Origin of the sequence: Niabella soli DSM 19437 (assembly GCF_000243115.2) — a bacterium.
Classification (GTDB): domain Bacteria; phylum Bacteroidota; class Bacteroidia; order Chitinophagales; family Chitinophagaceae; genus Niabella; species Niabella soli.
Map to the genome: position 1 here is coordinate 4,379,848 of NZ_CP007035.1, position 17,777 is coordinate 4,397,624.

Annotated in this window: 12 protein-coding genes; 5 read left to right on the forward strand and 7 right to left on the reverse strand. The window is 46.0% G+C overall.

Annotated elements, in window-relative coordinates; translation table 11 throughout:
- Positions 1–20: 20 nt before the first annotated feature.
- From NIASO_RS18385 to NIASO_RS18395, 3 genes are all read right to left on the reverse strand, one after another.
- On the reverse strand, positions 21–2,879 hold the full coding sequence (locus NIASO_RS18385; RefSeq protein WP_008588493.1) for a DEAD/DEAH box helicase: 2,859 nt from the start codon (positions 2,877–2,879) through the stop codon (positions 21–23).
- Between the two features lie 199 nt (positions 2,880–3,078).
- Positions 3,079–4,191, reverse strand: coding sequence for a carboxylate-amine ligase (locus NIASO_RS18390; protein ID WP_008588494.1), 1,113 nt, complete (start codon positions 4,189–4,191; stop codon positions 3,079–3,081).
- A gap of 122 nt (positions 4,192–4,313) precedes the next feature.
- Positions 4,314–5,261: an ATP-grasp domain-containing protein gene (locus NIASO_RS18395; RefSeq protein WP_008588496.1), complete on the reverse strand. Its 948-nt coding sequence runs from the start codon at positions 5,259–5,261 to the stop codon at positions 4,314–4,316.
- Positions 5,262–5,520: 259 nt separating this feature from the next.
- Between NIASO_RS18395 and NIASO_RS18400 the strand changes: the two genes are divergently transcribed.
- From NIASO_RS18400 to NIASO_RS18415, 4 genes are all read left to right on the forward strand, one after another.
- A complete protein-coding gene (locus NIASO_RS18400) occupies positions 5,521–6,342 on the forward strand; it encodes an alpha/beta hydrolase (RefSeq protein WP_008588497.1) in 822 nt (273 codons plus the stop codon).
- Between the two features lie 295 nt (positions 6,343–6,637).
- Positions 6,638–8,701 (forward strand): thioredoxin domain-containing protein, encoded by a 2,064-nt coding sequence (locus tag NIASO_RS18405; protein WP_008588499.1) that lies wholly within the window; start codon positions 6,638–6,640, stop codon positions 8,699–8,701.
- Positions 8,688–9,254, forward strand: a complete 567-nt coding sequence (locus NIASO_RS18410; RefSeq protein WP_008588500.1) for a DUF1543 domain-containing protein — start codon at positions 8,688–8,690, stop codon at positions 9,252–9,254. Before NIASO_RS18405 ends, NIASO_RS18410 begins: the two co-directional genes overlap by 14 nt.
- Positions 9,255–9,818: 564 nt before the next feature.
- Entirely contained in the window at positions 9,819–13,163 is a 3,345-nt protein-coding gene (locus tag NIASO_RS18415) for a vitamin B12-dependent ribonucleotide reductase (RefSeq protein ID WP_008588503.1), read from the forward strand.
- Between the two features lie 573 nt (positions 13,164–13,736).
- Here the strand turns inward: NIASO_RS18415 and NIASO_RS18420 are convergent.
- Genes NIASO_RS18420 through NIASO_RS18430 form a run of 3 tightly spaced genes read right to left on the reverse strand, consistent with a single transcriptional unit; the run spans position 13,737 to position 15,904 of the window.
- Entirely contained in the window at positions 13,737–14,678 is a 942-nt protein-coding gene (locus NIASO_RS18420; RefSeq protein ID WP_008588504.1) for a hypothetical protein, read from the reverse strand.
- Complete coding sequence (locus tag NIASO_RS18425; protein WP_008588507.1) at positions 14,653–15,357, reverse strand: hypothetical protein; 705 nt, start codon at positions 15,355–15,357, stop codon at positions 14,653–14,655. Before NIASO_RS18425 ends, NIASO_RS18420 begins: the two co-directional genes overlap by 26 nt.
- Positions 15,350–15,904 carry an RNA polymerase sigma factor gene (locus tag NIASO_RS18430; RefSeq protein ID WP_008588509.1) on the reverse strand — a complete coding sequence of 185 codons (555 nt, stop codon included), beginning with the start codon at positions 15,902–15,904 and terminating at the stop codon, positions 15,350–15,352. The genes NIASO_RS18425 and NIASO_RS18430 overlap by 8 nt, the downstream gene beginning before the upstream one ends.
- A 167-nt stretch (positions 15,905–16,071) precedes the next feature.
- Between NIASO_RS18430 and NIASO_RS18435 the strand changes: the two genes are divergently transcribed.
- Entirely contained in the window at positions 16,072–17,379 is a 1,308-nt protein-coding gene (locus NIASO_RS18435) for a sensor histidine kinase (protein ID WP_168128497.1), read from the forward strand.
- 79 nt (positions 17,380–17,458) lie between these two features.
- Here NIASO_RS18435 and NIASO_RS18440 read toward each other — a convergent pair whose 3' ends face one another.
- Entirely contained in the window at positions 17,459–17,680 is a 222-nt protein-coding gene (locus tag NIASO_RS18440; RefSeq protein WP_008588513.1) for a PspC domain-containing protein, read from the reverse strand.
- Between the last annotated feature and the right edge of the window lie 97 nt (positions 17,681–17,777).

Sequence of the window (17,777 nt, forward strand, 5' to 3'; positions counted from 1 at the left end):
CTGCGGCTTTTTGTTCCCGCTTACCCAAACAACCATTCCACATCTTCCTGGCTGAGGCTTTTCATAAAGCCTTCATCCGTGCTGATAAGATCAGCGGCAAGGTTTTGTTTGCGCTCCTGGAGCCTGAGGATCTTTTCTTCGATACTATTGCGACAGATCATCTTATAGGCAAAGACATTTTTTTGCTGGCCGATGCGGTGCGTGCGGTTGATAGCCTGCTGCTGCACCGCTTCGTTCCACCAGGGGTCAAATAAAAATACATAGTCGGCTGCAGTAAGCGTCAGGCCTGCGTTCCCGGCCTTCAGACTAATGAGGAAGAGGTTGGTGGTATTGCCGGGTTGTTGAAAGGTCTCCACCATTTGGGCACGTTGCGCCGGCGGGGTTTGCCCGTCAAAATGAAAATAAGAAATGTTGTTCTGATCGCAGGTTTCGGCTAAAAGATCCAGCATGCGCGTAAACTGGGAGAAAACCAATACTTTGTGTTGAGAGCGTATTGGCTCCAGTTCGTCAAACAGTATATTCATTTTTATAGCATCCGAACTAAAGGCGGCTGCCTCTTCCACCAGCAGCGGACTGTTGCAGATCTGTCGCAGTTTTAAAATTCCCTGCAATACGTTCAACTTACTTTTAGCAATGCCATTGGTTTTGATGCCTGAAAATACTTCACCACGGATCTGTTCCTTTACCTCCTCATAGGCGGCCCGCTGACTTTCGCCCATATCGCACCAAAGAATGGTTTCCATCTTTTCGGGAAGATCGGTGGCTACCTGCTCCTTGGTGCGTCTTAGTACAAAAGGCGCGATCAGTTTTTGTAATTGCTGTTGCTTCACTTCATCGGCATAGCGGTCAATAGGATCGGCGTATTCCCGCTTAAAAAACTCCCGGGAGCCAAAAAGTCCGGGCAATACGGTGTTTAGTTGCGCGTAAAGGTCAAATGTATTATTAACCACCGGCGTTCCACTTAATGCAAAGAAAAGATCGCCCCGCAGGTTGCCGACGGCCCGGGTTATTTTAGCCGCCGGGTTTTTTATATTATGACTTTCATCAATAAAAACGACTTTATAAGGAATGACAGCGAACCGTTCTTCTGCCGCACGAAGCGTACCATAGCTGGTGATAATAACCTGTGCAGCCGGATCATCAATAGTAGCCGTGCGCTGTGCGCCGTGATACACGACAGTGCGTAAATGTGGTGCAAATTTTTTTAGCTCCTGCTCCCAGTTATAAATTAGTGAGGCCGGACATACAACCAAAGCCTGTGCCCCCGGGTGTTCTTCCAGTATTTTGGTAATAAAGCAGATCGATTGCAGCGTTTTGCCCAATCCCATATCATCCGCCAGGCAACCACCGGCGCCTGCTGCTGCCATCAGGCACAGCCAATCGTAGCCTTTTTGCTGATAGGACCTCAAACTTGCATTAATGGAAGCGGGCACAGGATGTACGGTCTGGCCCTGCTGCCACTGTTGCCAGCGTTGCCACCACGTCGTTACTTCCCCTTCTGTTGGGCGGCCGGTCTGTTCGGAAGCTTGCAAGGACAATTGCAGCCAGCGGGAAACAACCAAATGCTGTTTGGTGACTTTGCCATGTTTGATAAGCGTTGCGTATTGTTGCATCCAATCAGCGTTGAGCAATCCCAATGAGCCGTCTTTCAGCAATACGGCTGTTTGCCCGCCCCATAATACTTTTTGCAGTTCGGCTGTCGAAAGCGTTTCTTTTCCAAACTGCACGACTAATTTGTAGGTGCAGGAACGGCCGTCTTCCGTAACCAACTCCATATCGGTTTCAGGAAGATGTTGTGAGTAGCGGAAATGTTTTAACAGGTCCATGCCCGCCAGCTCGATGCCTGAAGTCAGCAATTGATGATAGGCCCTGGGAAACCATTGCCGTTTTTGGGCTTCGGCAAATGAAAGATAATAATAGCCCCTTTTTTGATCGGCGAATTTGGGGTGCAGGGAAAGCAGGAGGGTTGTTAATTTTTCTTCGGCAGCTTTATTCCGGGAAATGATCAGCGCGGTATCTTTTTGATGAATAGTGGTTTCAGGCTCCCAATCGCCCTCCACCAGCCAGCCATCGTACAGCCACTGCGGAGTGAACATTAAAAAAGAGTCGTTTAGCTCGCTTAGCAGCACGCGCGGTTGCGGCAACACCTCAATTGTTTCCTTGCGTTCCCATTCATTACGGTTTACAGGGTATTTATCCTGTAAGGTGTCCAATATCAGACCCAATTGATTTTTATCTTTGAATTGACTGTAATGGAGCAATTGTGCTTCCAGCCAATCCAGTGTTTGTGCATCGCGGAGCGGAAGAAAATAATAGTTGTTGTCTTTTTGGATGAAGAAGGCATCCCGTTGAAAAGCGTTCAGCGGATAATCTGAATTCTTTAATTCAATGATTGTTTCGATAACATAATGCGCATCTTCCCTCGCCACATTAAATTTAAGGAAGGGGCGTTCCATGCAGAGTTGGCAAGGCGCCGTAATCATTCGCCCCCCTGCCCCCGGGTAGGTATGGTACCATTTAATAGTACCCATAAAAGGCTTCAGTTCCCGGAACAGATCATATTGATGCCGGATTAATTCTTTTTTTTGGAAAGCAGGGTATGCTAAATCATTTTGTTGCGCATCATATAATTGTTTAATGGGGACCGTTGTTTTCATCATCGATTCCTCACTAAATAAATTAAAGAGTTTTAGTAGCTTATCCGGTAGCCTGCCGAAGGCTCCTATAGCAAGCCGGGAATTGATGGGTTCTGTTTTATATACTGGCGGATGAATGGTTTTATCTACCGTCAGAATTTGTAATAACCCTTTCTTTTCACCGGTTTTGCCGGGTGATAATAGTAATGCGCTTGTTTTTTGATCTGTTATGCTCGGCTTCATCTGCTTCCTGTTGTTGTCCTGTTCCCATTGGAGGTTGGGAAACCGCACAAGATAGAAAAAGATGCTGAGCCGCGGGTAAAATAAAAAGGACGGGGCTGAAATATTGCTTCATACTATTGTTCCTCACAGATTCCGCAGATTTGCACAGATCATAAAAGCCTTCTGTGAGAATCCGTGCAATCTGTGAGCTCCTCTTCTGCTACTGTGCACCCTCTAAAAAGCTTTCGCTGATATACCTTCCCACATCGGTCAGGTTTTTGGTTTGTTCAAAGATCGCCAACTGCCGGTCTGCCCCCGTGCCCCGTTCTAAAATTTTATGCACATAATCGATGCGGTGGCGACTGCCCAGGTGATCGATAACAGGGTCCAGGAAATCGAGCAATTCATAGATCAGGGCCCGGGTGTTTACTTCTTCTTCCTTTCCAAAATCGATCAGGTGCCCATCGATACCATAGCGGCTTGCCCGCCATTTGTTTTCATTAATCAGCGGGCGTGAATATTGAATATAGTTCATATTCTTGCTGCGCAACATATAAATACGCGCGCAAACTGCCTGGAACAAAGCTGCTATCGCGATGGTTTCATCCACCGTCATCGGTATATCGCAAATGCGAAATTCAACAGTATTGAAAAAGGGGTGTACCCGCAGGTCCCACCAGATCTTTTTGGCATTATCGATACAATTGGTTTTGATGAGCATTTTCACGTAGTTGTCATACGCTTCAATGCTTTCAAAAGCATCGGGTATGCCCGTTCGGGGAAATTTATCAAAAACCTTGGTGCGGTACGATTTATAGCCCGTGGTTCTTCCTTCCCAAAAGGGGGAATTGGTGCTCAGTGCAAAAATATGCGGCAGGAAATAACGTGTTGAATTTGCGATGTGATTGGCCAGCTCCCGGCTTTCCATGCCCACATGCACGTGCAGGCCGAAGATGAGGTTACTGCGGGCAGCCTCCTGGAGCTCGTTTACAATTTCGTTATAGCGGATATGATCGGTGATCAGTTGTTTTTCCCAATGGCTAAAGGGGTGGGTGCCCGAAGCGCCCAGGGTAAGGTCAAGCGACCCGGCAATATCGGAGATGGTCTTTCTCAACAACGAAACATCTTTGAACGCTTCGTCAATGTCCTGGCAGATATCAGTACCAACTTCCACTACAGCCTGGTGCATTTCCGCCTTTACCTTATCCTTGATGATCTTTTGTCCCTCCTGTACAATGCGCTGCTCGTGGCTCTTCAGCTCAAAGGTATCCTTATCCAATACCATGTATTCTTCTTCTACCCCAAGGGTGAATGTTTTATAATTGATGCTCATTTTATTAATGTGAGAATGTGAGAATGTGAAAATGTGGGAATTTGAGAATGAATTGATTTTTGTAAATGTGCGTATTTATTTGAACGAGCGCATAATTATCACATTACCACATTTTCAAATTTTCAAATTAGTCTTCCGGCGCTTTCCTTCACATACCTCCCCCAGGTAAGGTTGTCGGTGCCCGGCTGGTTGGCCTGTGCCTTTTCTATTGCATAGTTAGCGGCCGTTTCCACTACCCATTCAAAATTTTCAGCGCCCACGCTTTTGATATCGGCATCCGGCGCCGGGTTACAAAAGTCAATGGCATAAGGCACGCCGTTCCTCAGCGCCAGTTCCACCGTATTAAAATCATATCCTAAATAACTGTTGATCTTAAGAACGATCTCAGTCATTTCCTGTAATTTTTCCGGTGTCGGAGAGAAGTCGGCTACATAACGCAGGTGATGGGGGTTACGGGGTTCGTAAGGCATAATGCGCACATATTTTCCGCCGATGCAATAACAGCGATAATACTCTTCAAATACAATTTCTTCCTGCAGCAGCATTACCAGTTGGCCGGTTTCCCGGTGCTTTTCGAAAAATTCTTCTTTATCATTTAATCTGTACACATGCTTCCACCCGCCGCCTGCGAAGGGTTTCATATAAGCGGGAAATCCTACTTCATTAAAGATCGCTTCCCAATCCAAAGGATAGGCCAGGTTGCTGAATGAGGAATCAGAAGTATCGTCGGGGTGCTCATTGGAAGGGATGATGGCGGTTTTCGGAACCGGAACGCCTATCTGTGTCATCAGGCAGTTGTTAAAATACTTATCGTCTGCGCTCCACCAAAAGGGGTTGTTGATCACCGCAGTACCCGTGAGTGCTGCATTCTTTAACCAGGTGCGGTAGAACGGAACATCCTGGCTGATGCGATCAATGATCACACTGTAACCCGATGGCTGGCCCTGCAATGCCTTATCGATCCGAACGGGCTCGGCCATGATACCCTCTATATTTTTGCTGTTCACCCGTTGTACAAATGCTTCGGGAAATGAACGCTCTTTTCCAAAAAGAATTCCGATTTTTTTCATTTTTTATTTTTTTAATGGTCAGAGATGTTTTTAATGGAACAGAAAAGTCTCTGGCTCCTTTCGGTTATTTAATTTTTTAACAGGTGAAGATAAAAAGAGCAGTCGGTGAATGTCTTCATTAATGCCGCTTTCAAAGGCATCGTATTTATGACAACTATTCAATTGTCAATATAAGCCATTCCGTATTTATCCGCAAAAAAATATTATAGGCTCAGGAAATTCCAGATCCGGAAACCGGTATTTTATTATTTTTGAGCGGATGAGTATCGTTAATGAATTGGACTATCGGGTAGAAGGGGCATTGTTTACCTCCACCTGTCTGAAAAGGGATGTTATCCTGGATTTTTACCTGCCCACAGGCGTGGAAGATTTGTCGGAGCTCAGTCTTTTACTGATCAACGATGGACAGGACCTTCAAGCGATGGATTTTAAAACGATTCTTTCTGATCGCTATTCCGGCGGAGCGATTGGCCCCGTGCTTTGCGCCGGTATTACAGCAGGCGCTGATCGCAAACGGGAATATGGCGTTGCCGCCACCACTGATTATTTGGGGCGGGGCGACCGGGCAGGTAGCTATACAACTTTTATTATTAATGAACTGCTGCCGTTTATTGCTGAAAAATACAATGTAAAAACATTCAGGGATAAGGCCTTCGCCGGTTTTTCGCTCGGCGGCCTTAGCGCCCTGGATATTGTATGGAATCATCCGGAGGTATTCTCAAAAGCGGCCGTTTTTTCGGGATCATTATGGTGGCGGAGCATCGATCAGGACGATCCGGCCTATGACGATGACAAGGACCGCATTATGCAACAACAGATCCGCAACGGTGCCTATGCGCCGGGGTTGAAATTTTTCTTACAATGCGGCTTATTGGATGAAGCTCAGGATCGCAACAATAATGGTATTATCGACGCCGTGGACGATACCCGTGATACTGTAGCAGAACTTATGAAAAAAGGGTACCAGCCTGAAGATCTTTTTTATCTGGAACTGGACGAGGGTAAGCATGACGTGGCTACCTGGGGCAAGGCGATGCCGGTTTTCTTGGAATGGAGCTGGCCGGGAGGAAATCAAAAATAATAAATAAAGAATATAAAATGTAGAAGTGGCTTCCAGGATTATGATTCCGTTCAATTCACTGATATATCGTTTTCGCAACAGACCCTGGTTTTAGAATGGCATTAAATTCCGATGGTTTTACATTTAAAATTCTGAATTTAATATTTTCAATTGCGAACCACTCTATAGCGGCGCAAGCTTTGTAGAAAAATGTTTCACAAATGATTTGGCGTGCCGTAGGTGCGCCACGGCAATGCGAAATAATTAATGTTTACATTCGTAATTCAAAATTCGATATTTTATATTTTGCATTCCAATGTCTAATCATCTTATACACGAAACAAGCCCGTATTTATTGCAGCACGCGCATAACCCGGTGGATTGGTATCCCTGGGGAGAGAAAGCCTTGCAAAAAGCAATTAATGAGGATAAGCCCATCCTGGTAAGCATCGGCTATGCAGCGTGTCACTGGTGCCATGTAATGGAACGGGAAAGTTTTGAAGATGCAGCAACGGCGGCCCTGATGAACGAACATTTTATCAATATAAAGGTAGACCGGGAAGAACGCCCGGATATCGATCATATTTATATGGATGCGGTGCAGACCATGACAGGAAGTGGTGGCTGGCCGCTGAATGTTTTTCTTACGCCGGATAAAAAGCCTTTTTATGGCGGTACCTATTACCCGCCCGTATCCTATGCCAATCGCCCCTCCTGGAAAGACGTGTTAACGGCAGTGTCGGATGCTTTTCAAAATAAAAGAACGGCGATTCAGCAACAAGCCGAAGGACTAACACAACAACTGGTGGATGCCAATTCGTTTGGGATCGGTGACGGATCAGGGGCGGATTTTCTGCGGGATGAGGTGGATGCAGCCTGCTCAGCTATTTTAAAGCAGGCCGATACTAGTTGGGGCGGTTTTGGCCGGGCGCCTAAATTTCCGCAAACCCAAACGATCCGGTTTCTTTTGAGGTATCATTATGCTGAAAAGGATCGTCCTGATAGCTTTGCCGATAACGCCCTGCAGCAGGCATTGCTGAGTCTGGATAAAATGATGGAAGGAGGGATTTATGACCAGGTGGGCGGGGGCTTTGCGCGTTATGCAACGGATACTGAATGGCTGGCGCCCCATTTTGAAAAAATGCTTTATGATAATGCATTGCTGGTCGTTACTTTAAGTGAGGCCTACCAGGTTACCCGGGATGAACGGTATCGCGGCTGCATTGAGCAAACAATCGCATTTATTGAACGGGAGTTAACGGATGCCAGCGGTGGATTTTACGCAGCCCTGGATGCAGATAGCGAGGGAGAAGAAGGTAAGTTTTATGTATGGAGTAAAAAAGAAATAGAGGAACTGCTACGGGAAGATGCCGACCTGTTTTGCCGTTATTATGATATAACCGAAAGCGGGAACTGGGAGGGGAAGAATATCCTGAGAATCCTGACTCCGTTGAAAGAATTTGCTGCAACGAACGAGATCAATGAAACCCTACTGGAGGCGCTGTTGGAAAAAGGGCGGCTGCAATTGCTTGTTGCCAGGGCACACCGGATCCGCCCGGCATTAGATGATAAAATAATTTTGGGGTGGAACGCGCTCATGAACACTGCGTACAGCAAGGCTTTTGAAGCCACCGGCAATGAGGCTTATTTGCAGCGGGCTACGGATAATATGCGGTTTCTGCTGAATGCTTTTGAAAATACAGACGGCAGTTTTGCTCATGTGTGGAAAGCGGGCGTTGCAAAGTACCCGGCATTTTTAGATGACTACGCCTATCTTATAGAGGCCCTCCTGCAGTTGGCGCGCGTAACGGCCGATTACTCTTATCTGGAAAAGGCGCGGGCGTTGTGCCAGGGAATACAGGAACATTTTGCTGAATCCGAAACGGGCTACTTCTTTTACACGCCCCAAAACCAGGGGGATGTTATTCTTAGGAAAAAAGAAGTGTATGATGGCGCCACGCCATCAGGTAATGCAGTGATGGCGGCTAATTTGTTGCACCTATCGGTATGTTTTGATTTGCCGGAATGGCGTGTGCAAGCGGAGCAAATGATTGTGCAACTGGCAAATGCGATCATAAAATATCCAACCTCTTTTGGCGCCTGGATGCTGGCTTTTTATAGGGTGCAGCAGGGGAGCAAAGAGATAGCATTGATAGGTGATTATAAAAGCAGTTTGCAGGAATTACTGCACCATTTTTTACCCGGTGCAATTATTATGGCGGGGCCGAACGCCGATGCACACTATCCTTTATTGGCTGATAAGCGGGCCGGAAACCCTTTGCTGATCTATCTTTGCGAGCACTATGCCTGCCGGCAACCGGTGGATAACCTTACCGAATTGTTTAACCTGTTAAAAATGCATGATAATGGAAGGGTATAAACTATTTTACCTGTTGCTGGGGTGCACTCCTCCCGGGAGACATACAGAACAGCATGATGTGTTTTTTTGTATTGGCAAAAGCCTGGCCGAACTTGTTCCACACATCCATGCGTTCTGGCCGGAAGCGGAAGGCAAGATTCACATCGATGCCTGGCGGGAAGTAAATACCGTAAAGGGTTATAAAATAAGTGTAACAGCACGTGGAACGCAGGCGCCAAAATCAGCGCAATTGTTTTTTATAAACCTGGGAGGCTACCAACCGGGAGTATTTGAAGAATACCATTATAAATTACTGGCGGTGGCAAAGAACCTCGGCGAGGCCGTACAACAGGCAAAACAAACTTCTTTTTACAAGGAATACAACGCCGCAGCGCAGGCAGCAAGTCATGTTGATAATAAATACGGCGTGGATGTAGATGAAGTGTTTACGGTTGAAGACATCCTGCCTGCCGCGCAAAAAAAGCAATTTGCCCTAACCCTGCAGCAGGAAGAACAGCTAACAGAAGATACCTTGCGTATCGGCTATTTAAAATTGTCGAAACTGGAAGTTTGATCCTTTTTTAGGATGAACGCCTAAATCCAAAAGCGGCCATCCCGATAGCTATCGGGACACGAATGAATAAGCTAATGGAGGTGTTTTCAAAGAAAACAGACACGAATATTACGCGCCTTTGACGCACTTTGTGGCCCGCAGATTACGCATCCCGATGGCTATCGGGAGCGCCGATGGCGCGGCGCGGATTACACTTCATTTTTCTGCGAAAGTTTGCTCCCGATAGCCATCGGGATGCGGGAGACTTTTTTGGCCACTGATCTGTAGGAATCATTTTCGTTGTATCCTTAAATCATGCTGCAACCCTCCGCCTCTGGAGGATTCGTGGCATTCGACAATAGCATTACAGACATTAAATTGGCATACGATACCAGCCATTTTGTTCGTCCACCCCGGATCCTTTTTTCAAGGTTTGAGCTGCTGACCGGTCAGGAGGCCGGTCCCTGTTGCTTTTGCTGAATTTATCCACAACTGTGCATATTTAGCACTGGGAAACATGGCTTTGCTAAGGTAAATTCGTTAACCACACATGGTTTCTAAACTTAACCAACCAAACGTAAAAATATGGCGCCATCTAAAAAACAAAACCACAAAGGCCTGAGCTTTACCAGGAAGTATACTCAGGAAGGAATGAGTCCCTACGATCAGTTTAAATATGATTTTCGTACTTCTGTGATCAAGAACCCCAGCGGCGAGGTGGTCTTCCAGATGGATGATGTGGAGGTTCCTCAGCAGTGGAGCCAGATCGCAACAGATATATTGGCGCAGAAATATTTTCGCCGGGCAGGCGTGCCGCAAGCCGATGGCACAACCGGCAGGGAAAAAAGCATTAAACAGGTAGCGCACCGCCTGGCCCATTGCTGGCGCATGTGGGGTGAGCGGTATGATTATTTTGCATCTGCCGGAGATGCACAGGTTTTTTACGACGAGCTGGTGTATTCTATCTTGAATCAATCCTGCGCGCCCAACAGCCCGCAATGGTTTAATACCGGTTTGCATGAAGTATATGGAATAAGTGGCAAGCCCCAGGGGCATTATTTTGTGGATCAGCGGGACGGGCAGTTAAAAAAGTCAACATCGGCTTACGAGCGGCCGCAGCCGCATGCCTGTTTTATTTTAAGTGTAGAGGACGACCTGGTGAATGATGGCGGTATTATGGATCTGTGGGTGCGGGAAGCACGCATTTTTAAATATGGCAGCGGTGTGGGCACCAATTATAGCAGCATCCGCGGTGAGGGCGAAAAGCTCAGTGGGGGTGGCACTTCCAGCGGGCTGATGAGCTTTCTTAAAATAGGCGATCGTGCCGCAGGGGCCATTAAGAGCGGCGGCACTACCCGCCGTGCAGCCAAAATGGTTTGCCTGGACCTGGATCACCCGGAAATTGTGGATTTTGTAAACTGGAAAGTGGAAGAAGAAAAAAAGGTAGCGGCTCTGATTGCTGCCGGTTATTCTAACGATTATGAAGGCGAAGCTTATCGCACGGTAAGCGGGCAAAACAGCAATAATTCGGTTCGCATTCCTAATGCATTTTTTAAGGCATTAGCGGAAGAGGGCGACTGGGAATTAAAAGCCCGGAGCACCGGGAAAACGATGCGCACGGTTAAAGCTAAAGACCTGTGGGATCAGATCAATTATGCCGCCTGGCGTTGTGCGGATCCGGGTACCCAGTTCGATACAACCATCAACGAATGGCATACCTGCCCGGAAGGCGGCCCCATCCGCGCCAGCAACCCCTGCAGTGAGTATATGTTCCTGGATAATACGGCTTGTAACCTGGCCAGTGTAAACCTGCGCAAATTCTTTAATGAAACGGATAATCTTTTTGATGTATCGGGTTTTGAATACACCTGCCGTCTTTGGACGGTGGTGCTGGAGATCTCTGTATTGATGGCACAATTTCCCTCAAAAGAAGTAGCGCAACTGAGTTATGATTACCGCACGCTGGGATTAGGGTATGCCAATATCGGCTCGATGCTGATGGTAAATGGTATTCCTTATGACAGTGATGCAGCGCGCGGGATTGCCGGAGCCATTACGGCTATTATGACCGGTGTTGCGTATGCTACCTCTGCGGAGATGGCAGCTAACCTCGGCGCCTTTCCAAAATACGAAGAAAATAAAACGCACATGTTGCGGGTAATGCGCAACCACCGGGCTGCGGCTTATGATGCTGGTGAAGCTTATGAAGGCATCCAGATCAACCCCCAGGGAATTAATGCCACCTATTGCCCGGATTATTTATTAACCGCCGCAACCAAAGCCTGGGATAATGCGGTACAGTGGGGCGAGCAACATGGGTACCGCAATGCGCAAACCACTGTTATTGCGCCCACGGGAACCATTGGCCTGGTAATGGATTGTGATACCACAGGGGTAGAACCTGATTTTGCATTGGTGAAGTTTAAAAAACTAAGCGGTGGTGGGTACTTTAAAATTATTAACCAAAGTGTGCCGCAGGCCTTGCGCAGATTGGGCTATAATGAGAGCGAATCCGAAGCCATTGTCAACTATGCAAAAGGCCATGCTACCTTAAATGAGGCTCCCTATATCAATAGGGATACACTCATCGCCAAGGGCTTTACCGCAGCAGAAGTGGATAAACTGAACGCCGCCATGGCAACAGCCTTTGAAATTTCTTTTGCTTTTAATGTGTTTACGCTTGGGGAAGCCTGCTTGCAGCGCCTGGGATTCAGCCCCGATCAATACAATGATTTTAGTTGGAATATGCTGAACGCCCTGGGTTTTTCAGATAAAGAAATTGAAGCCGCTAATATCTATGTGTGCGGTACCATGACGATTGAGGGCGCGCCTTATCTGAAAGAGTCCGACTATCCTGTTTTTGATTGTGCCAATAAATGCGGGCAAACCGGCCAACGCTATATTCATGCGCACGGTCATATCCGGATGATGGCGGCTGCACAACCCTTCCTGAGCGGGGCGATCAGTAAAACCATCAACCTGCCTAATGAAGCAACGGTGGAAGAAATCGCAGATTCTTATAAATTGAGTTGGGAGCTGGGGCTGAAAGCCTGTGCGTTGTACAGGGATGGCTCTAAACTAAGCCAGCCTTTGAGCAATAAAGCCGACACCAAAAAACAGAAGGAAGCCACGGAAGAAGTTATAGCCGAATCGCCCATTGTTGATTTGGGAAAACTGACGATTGATGAATTACTGGAGGAAGTGAACCACCGGGTGCAGAACAGCAAAGACACTTCTTTAAAACGCCAACTGGCAATGATCGTTGAGCGGCGCTCGCTTCCGGCTAAACGCAGGGGCTATACCCAGAAAGCAAAGATCAACGGCCAAACCCTGTTCCTGCGTACCGGGGAATATAGTGATGGTACTTTAGGCGAGATCTTTATTGACATGGCAAAGGAAGGCGCTACCATGCGGAGCATGCTCAACTGTTTTGCAATCGCGGTTTCTATAGGTTTGCAATACGGCGTTCCCCTGGAAGAATTTGTAGAAAAATTTGTATTTACCCGGTTTGAACCTGCGGGAATGGTGCAGCACCCCAATATAAAATCGACCACATCCATTATTGATTTTATGTTCCGTGCGTTGGCTTATGAATATCTGGGCCGTGCAGACCTGGTGCATGTGTTGGATAAACCAAACGAGACTGTCTTGGAGGATGAGGTGGATAATGATGAAGCGTGGAGTGAGCGTACGCCAACAATTGGCGAAAGGGTGCCGGAGTTAAGTGAAGTAAGAGTGGTGGGACGCGTGGCACCCAAACCCGAAGTGGTAGCACACACGCATGTGCATAACGGCCTGGACGCCGTTAACAAGGCAGCAGCTTCCATGCAATCGGATGCGCCGGCCTGCAATGTTTGCGGACATATTACGGTAAGAAGCGGTACCTGTTATAAATGTATGAACTGCGGCAATAGTTTGGGTTGCAGTTAACGGGAGGTACTAAAAAAACAAAAGCCCTGCACTATTTAAAAATCAGTGCAGGGCTTTTTTATTGGCGGCCTACGGGTTTTCCTTCAGTGCTTCTGTGTTTCATAATGAACCGGTATCAAAATTATCCTAATGGACTTATGGATTCTCCTTCATTGTGATCAAAGCAGGCGGGGTGCTCGTTAGCTAAGAGCAATAGCAGGCCTGGGGTTGCTTTCGAAATGGGTCGTGCCGATGGCACTCAATCCCCTATATTTGGCTCATTACTTCGGAATAAATTCCGAAGTTACCTGAAGAATGCAAGCCTCTGGCTTTCTGTCACATTGAGCATATGATTAAACTAGTTGAAACCTCCAGTCAGTGAACGTTGAAGAGGCGCAGCCACGGTTTAATGGGTTAACAAGGAACTTTAGTTTCTTGTTAAAAACGCGCAACTAAAAGTAGAGAGCCATCGGCCCGGCCTATAAGTTGATCCTGCAGCGATACCCCATTAGTCAATCAGCATCACAAGTATTTTAATAAAATTGATACCGGTTTATTATCAGTGGCAAAAAAATACGACGGCGTAAAAATCGCCTACCGGATCTCTATATTACTATAACTGCTTTTTATTGAAAAGCTGGACGCGCCGTTTCCGATAGTGGAGGTAAAGGACCGGGTAAAAGTAGGGCCGTACCGCGTCTCTTTTGTGATGTCCTGGATGTTGATGGAAGAGCGGTTCTTCAGATCAGAAAAACTATTACGGATGCTCAAAGTAGTATTTAAGTTCGACGGAATATTCAGGATCATATTGGTATAGGAAGTATTGAGCTGCACATCCCGGGTATTCCGGTCGAACCCGATCTCCGAGTTCTTGCAAAATTTAAGTGTTGCCTTTACATCTCCCGACAGGGCGTCTATTTTAACGGTTGAAAACTCTACGGTAAGATCCGGGTCGATAATTTTTTTGGATAGCAACTTCCCGAACTTAACGGTAATGCCCTTGTTTTTTGAAATAATGCCGGTTGTCAGATCGCCGAAAGATTCATCAATATGTAAGTCGCCCCGCCAGTCCGGTACCAATACGGGGCCAAACTTGTTGGTGATTTTTAATGAGGTTGTTTCCGGAAGGTACACCTCGTAATTGATCTCCATAGAAGAAGAGCTGTTCCGGTATTCTTTTTTATTACCGGAACTGGTATAATTGTTATTATTATTTGAATTTATTTTGGTTTCGAAACTGATGGTAGCGCCGTCATTCGAAAGAATACGGATCCCATCTAAAATGTCCTGTGTTTTTGCTTCCTGGTTCGATTTTGCAGTGATGGTCACATCTACCTTAACCTCGCCCCGGCGCCAGGTATGAATAACAATTCTTCCAAAGCTGTTTTTTAAGGAGACTTCTTTATTGCCTGCCAGCGAATAGGTTTGCGTAAAGGTCTTCTTCTTTTCAAATTCAAAATCATCTGCTGCAACTGCCTGCCGGGTGATAAAGATCAGCAGTAACAGTACGCTAAATATTTTTAAACTGCGCTTCATTTTTTTGTTTTTTGATTTTTTTTGTAATTTCCAATTGCTTGTTCAACACCTCTGTTTGTAGCTTCAGGTTCTCAATCATAGCGCTTAACAGTTGTTCACTGTTGAGTCCCTCATCATATTGTTTTTTAAGGGAGCTGTAAGAACTGTTCAGTGTAGTAAGGTCCTGGGAAAACTGTTCAAATAATTCGGGGTGGTTATTTTTTAACGTAGCAATTTCCTTTTGTTTAATTTCTATCAGGCGGGCATAGTGATACAATTCTTCTTTTGCTGTTCCATCCGGTTGTACATTTTCAACCGTAACATTATTTTGCTTAGGTTCCTGTTCGCCCCGCTGTTTGGGATGGTTTTCCCCGTGGGCCAGGGAGGGTTGTGTTGCTTCCAAAGTATCCCTGCCCGGTTCCTGTGTGTTGGTATCCTTTTCGTTGGGCGCCTGTAATGCAACCGGCATGGCCGGATCAGAGCGGTGCTGCCAATAAGGGCGGCTTAATACGCCGGCAGTGATAATGATCATAGCGGCGGCGGCCCATTTCCACCAATTAATTTTAACCACCGGGGCAGGATCAGGGGTTTCCATTCCCTGCATTTTTTTTTCCAGACGCTTCCATAAGGCCCCGGAAGGCTCATGGTCGTCAAACGCCTGTTTATTCTTACGTATAAAATCTTCCAGTTTATTACTCATTCGGGGTTGTATTTAATATGTCCAGCACCTTTTTCTTTGCGCGATGGTAGATGGTGCGCACATTATTATGGGAAATGTTTAATAGTGAAGCGATTTCTTCCTGCTTCAGCTCATCAATAACAAACAAATTAAAAATGACCCGGTAGTTGTCGGGCAACATTTTTATCGCAGCTTTTATGCGAACGATATCTGATGCAAAGGCCTCTTCATTAACAGCGTCCGCATCAGTGATGCTGGCATTACTGAGGTCCTTATCTGTCCAGTTTATTTTTTGCTTCCGCAGCAGGCTGATCGATTTGTTAATAACGATCCTGCGCAGCCAGGCCTCAAAAGAACTTTTATAGGTAAAGGATTCCAGGTTGTTAAAAGCATCTATAAAGGCTTCCTGTACCATATCTTCCGCGTCCGCTATATTATTTAAAATGCGCATGCTGCTGTTCAGCATGGGTTTCGCATAACGCTCATATATTTCAAAATAGGCCGATTTGTCGCCTTTTTTACAAAGTTCAACTTGCTCATCTATTGCTATTGCTAAAGCCTGGTTCAAACGTAATTACTGTTCTTTTATTAATAATAGTAAAAACTTTCAAAATGTTACACTTTTTTCGGATTACTTTTGTTGTAGATTTAGAAAGAATTGAGCATTTGGTAAAATTTACTGCTTTGGGAAATACAGCCTGTTTGGCTGACTAATACGTTTTGTTTTTTATGTATATGAAAATCAGTCAATTATTCCGCCGCTATTGGGTCGGGATTGTCAATATGGGTATTGAGCCCGATTTGCCACTGCTTGAATCCCGTCGCGTTCAGTTAATGAATATGCTGGCGGCCATTGCACTGCCCCTTGTATGTTTTTATCCTTTTTTGAATTGGATGCAGGGGCGCTATTTCCTTGCAGGGATCAATATCATTAACCTGCTGTCAATGTTGATGGTGCTGGTCTTTCATAAAAAGCACCGGTATATGGCCGCCCGGTATAGCCGGATCGGTTGCTGTCTTTTTGTTTATACCATTTCAGGCTGCTATTTTCATACAGGGGCAGAATATTATTTACTGAATACCCTGGTGCTTACGATCATCATATTTGACAATAAATGGGTTATAGCGATTCTCAGTTCGCTTATCATTACGGCAACGGTATTGTCGTTAACCTTCCCCAGTCCGCTGCAAATAGGATCGCCGATGGGTACCGGCAGGGTGTGGAGCAATATTGCATTGTCGATGCTCTTTACTGTGCTGGCGTTGTACTTCTTTAAAAGTATTCAACAGGATTATCAGCAGGCAATCGAAAAACAAAAACAGACACTGTTCCACATGAATCAGGATAAAGAAAAATTATTTTCCATTATTGCGCACGATATCCGTAGCCCCCTGGCAAGCCTGGAAGTACTGATGGACCAGTTTCAGGATGGCATGTTAAATGAGGCAGAACTAAATGAGGCTTCTTCAGTGATCCGGAGTCGCGTGGCAGGGCTCAATAAAACCATGGATAACCTGCTTCGCTGGAGTACGATCGGGATGAAGGGCATAAAAACGCACGCGGAGCATTTTTTAATTTTGCCCGTTGTAGAGGAGGTTATTCAGCTTTTTAAAGCGGTAGCTGCACAAAAGCGGATACACATTGAGGTGCAGGGCGATGAGGAGTTGGCGGTTTATGCAGACCTGGACCAGGTTTCGGTTATCCTGCGTAACCTGGTTAGCAATGCATTGAAATTTAGTTATGAAGACGGCAGGATCGTCATTACGGCGGATAAAATAGAAAACCAGGTATGGCTCCGGGTGGCCGATGAAGGCGTAGGGATGGATGAACAACGGGCCAAAGCATTATTCGCGGGACTGCAACAACCGGGATTTGGAACACATGGCGAAAGAGGTACAGGCCTGGGATTATTATTATGCAAGGAATTTGCCCAGCGGAATAAAGGCGCTATACATGCAGAAAGTGAGGAGGGGGTGGGTACTACTTTTACGCTAACACTGCAAAAAGGCAGGATGGTTAGTGAAAAGGTTCCTATAAACTGACGCCTCTTGAATGCCAAACGCTCAACGCGTAATGCAAAATGCCAACGCTAACGCAACCTGAAACCTGTAACCAGCAACTCTACAGATAATACCAAGGATTTCTTTTAGAAGAATTGATGTAATTTTTTACATTTTTGAAAAACGCCAGCACCAGGTAAATAATGATGGGGGACCCCATTGTTAACACCGAAGTGTAAATAAAATACTGGCGGATACGGCTGGGGGAGATACGCAGTTTGTTCCCGATAGAAGAACAAACGCCGAACGCATTCCATTCAACAAAACTTTTAAGACGGTTCATAGTTAGGGTATCAAAATTGATACTGCAAAAATATTTAATATTTAATTAAATGACAATAATAATTGTTAATTAATGCTTTTTAATTATCTTTCTACAA

Excerpts from the sequence above, each read along its gene's own strand:
- NIASO_RS18385 (WP_008588493.1), bottom strand. The coding sequence starts at position 2,879 with ATGAAGCCGAGCATAACAGATCAAAAAACAAGCGCATTACTATTATCA.
- NIASO_RS18390 (WP_008588494.1), bottom strand. The coding sequence starts at position 4,191 with ATGAGCATCAATTATAAAACATTCACCCTTGGGGTAGAAGAAGAATAC.
- NIASO_RS18395 (WP_008588496.1), bottom strand. The coding sequence starts at position 5,261 with ATGAAAAAAATCGGAATTCTTTTTGGAAAAGAGCGTTCATTTCCCGAA.
- NIASO_RS18400 (WP_008588497.1), top strand. The coding sequence starts at position 5,521 with ATGAGTATCGTTAATGAATTGGACTATCGGGTAGAAGGGGCATTGTTT.
- NIASO_RS18405 (WP_008588499.1), top strand. The coding sequence starts at position 6,638 with ATGTCTAATCATCTTATACACGAAACAAGCCCGTATTTATTGCAGCAC.
- NIASO_RS18410 (WP_008588500.1), top strand. The coding sequence starts at position 8,688 with ATGGAAGGGTATAAACTATTTTACCTGTTGCTGGGGTGCACTCCTCCC.
- NIASO_RS18415 (WP_008588503.1), top strand. The coding sequence starts at position 9,819 with ATGGCGCCATCTAAAAAACAAAACCACAAAGGCCTGAGCTTTACCAGG.
- NIASO_RS18420 (WP_008588504.1), bottom strand. The coding sequence starts at position 14,678 with ATGAAGCGCAGTTTAAAAATATTTAGCGTACTGTTACTGCTGATCTTT.
- NIASO_RS18425 (WP_008588507.1), bottom strand. The coding sequence starts at position 15,357 with ATGAGTAATAAACTGGAAGATTTTATACGTAAGAATAAACAGGCGTTT.
- NIASO_RS18435 (WP_168128497.1), top strand. The coding sequence starts at position 16,072 with ATGAAAATCAGTCAATTATTCCGCCGCTATTGGGTCGGGATTGTCAAT.
- NIASO_RS18440 (WP_008588513.1), bottom strand. The coding sequence starts at position 17,680 with ATGAACCGTCTTAAAAGTTTTGTTGAATGGAATGCGTTCGGCGTTTGT.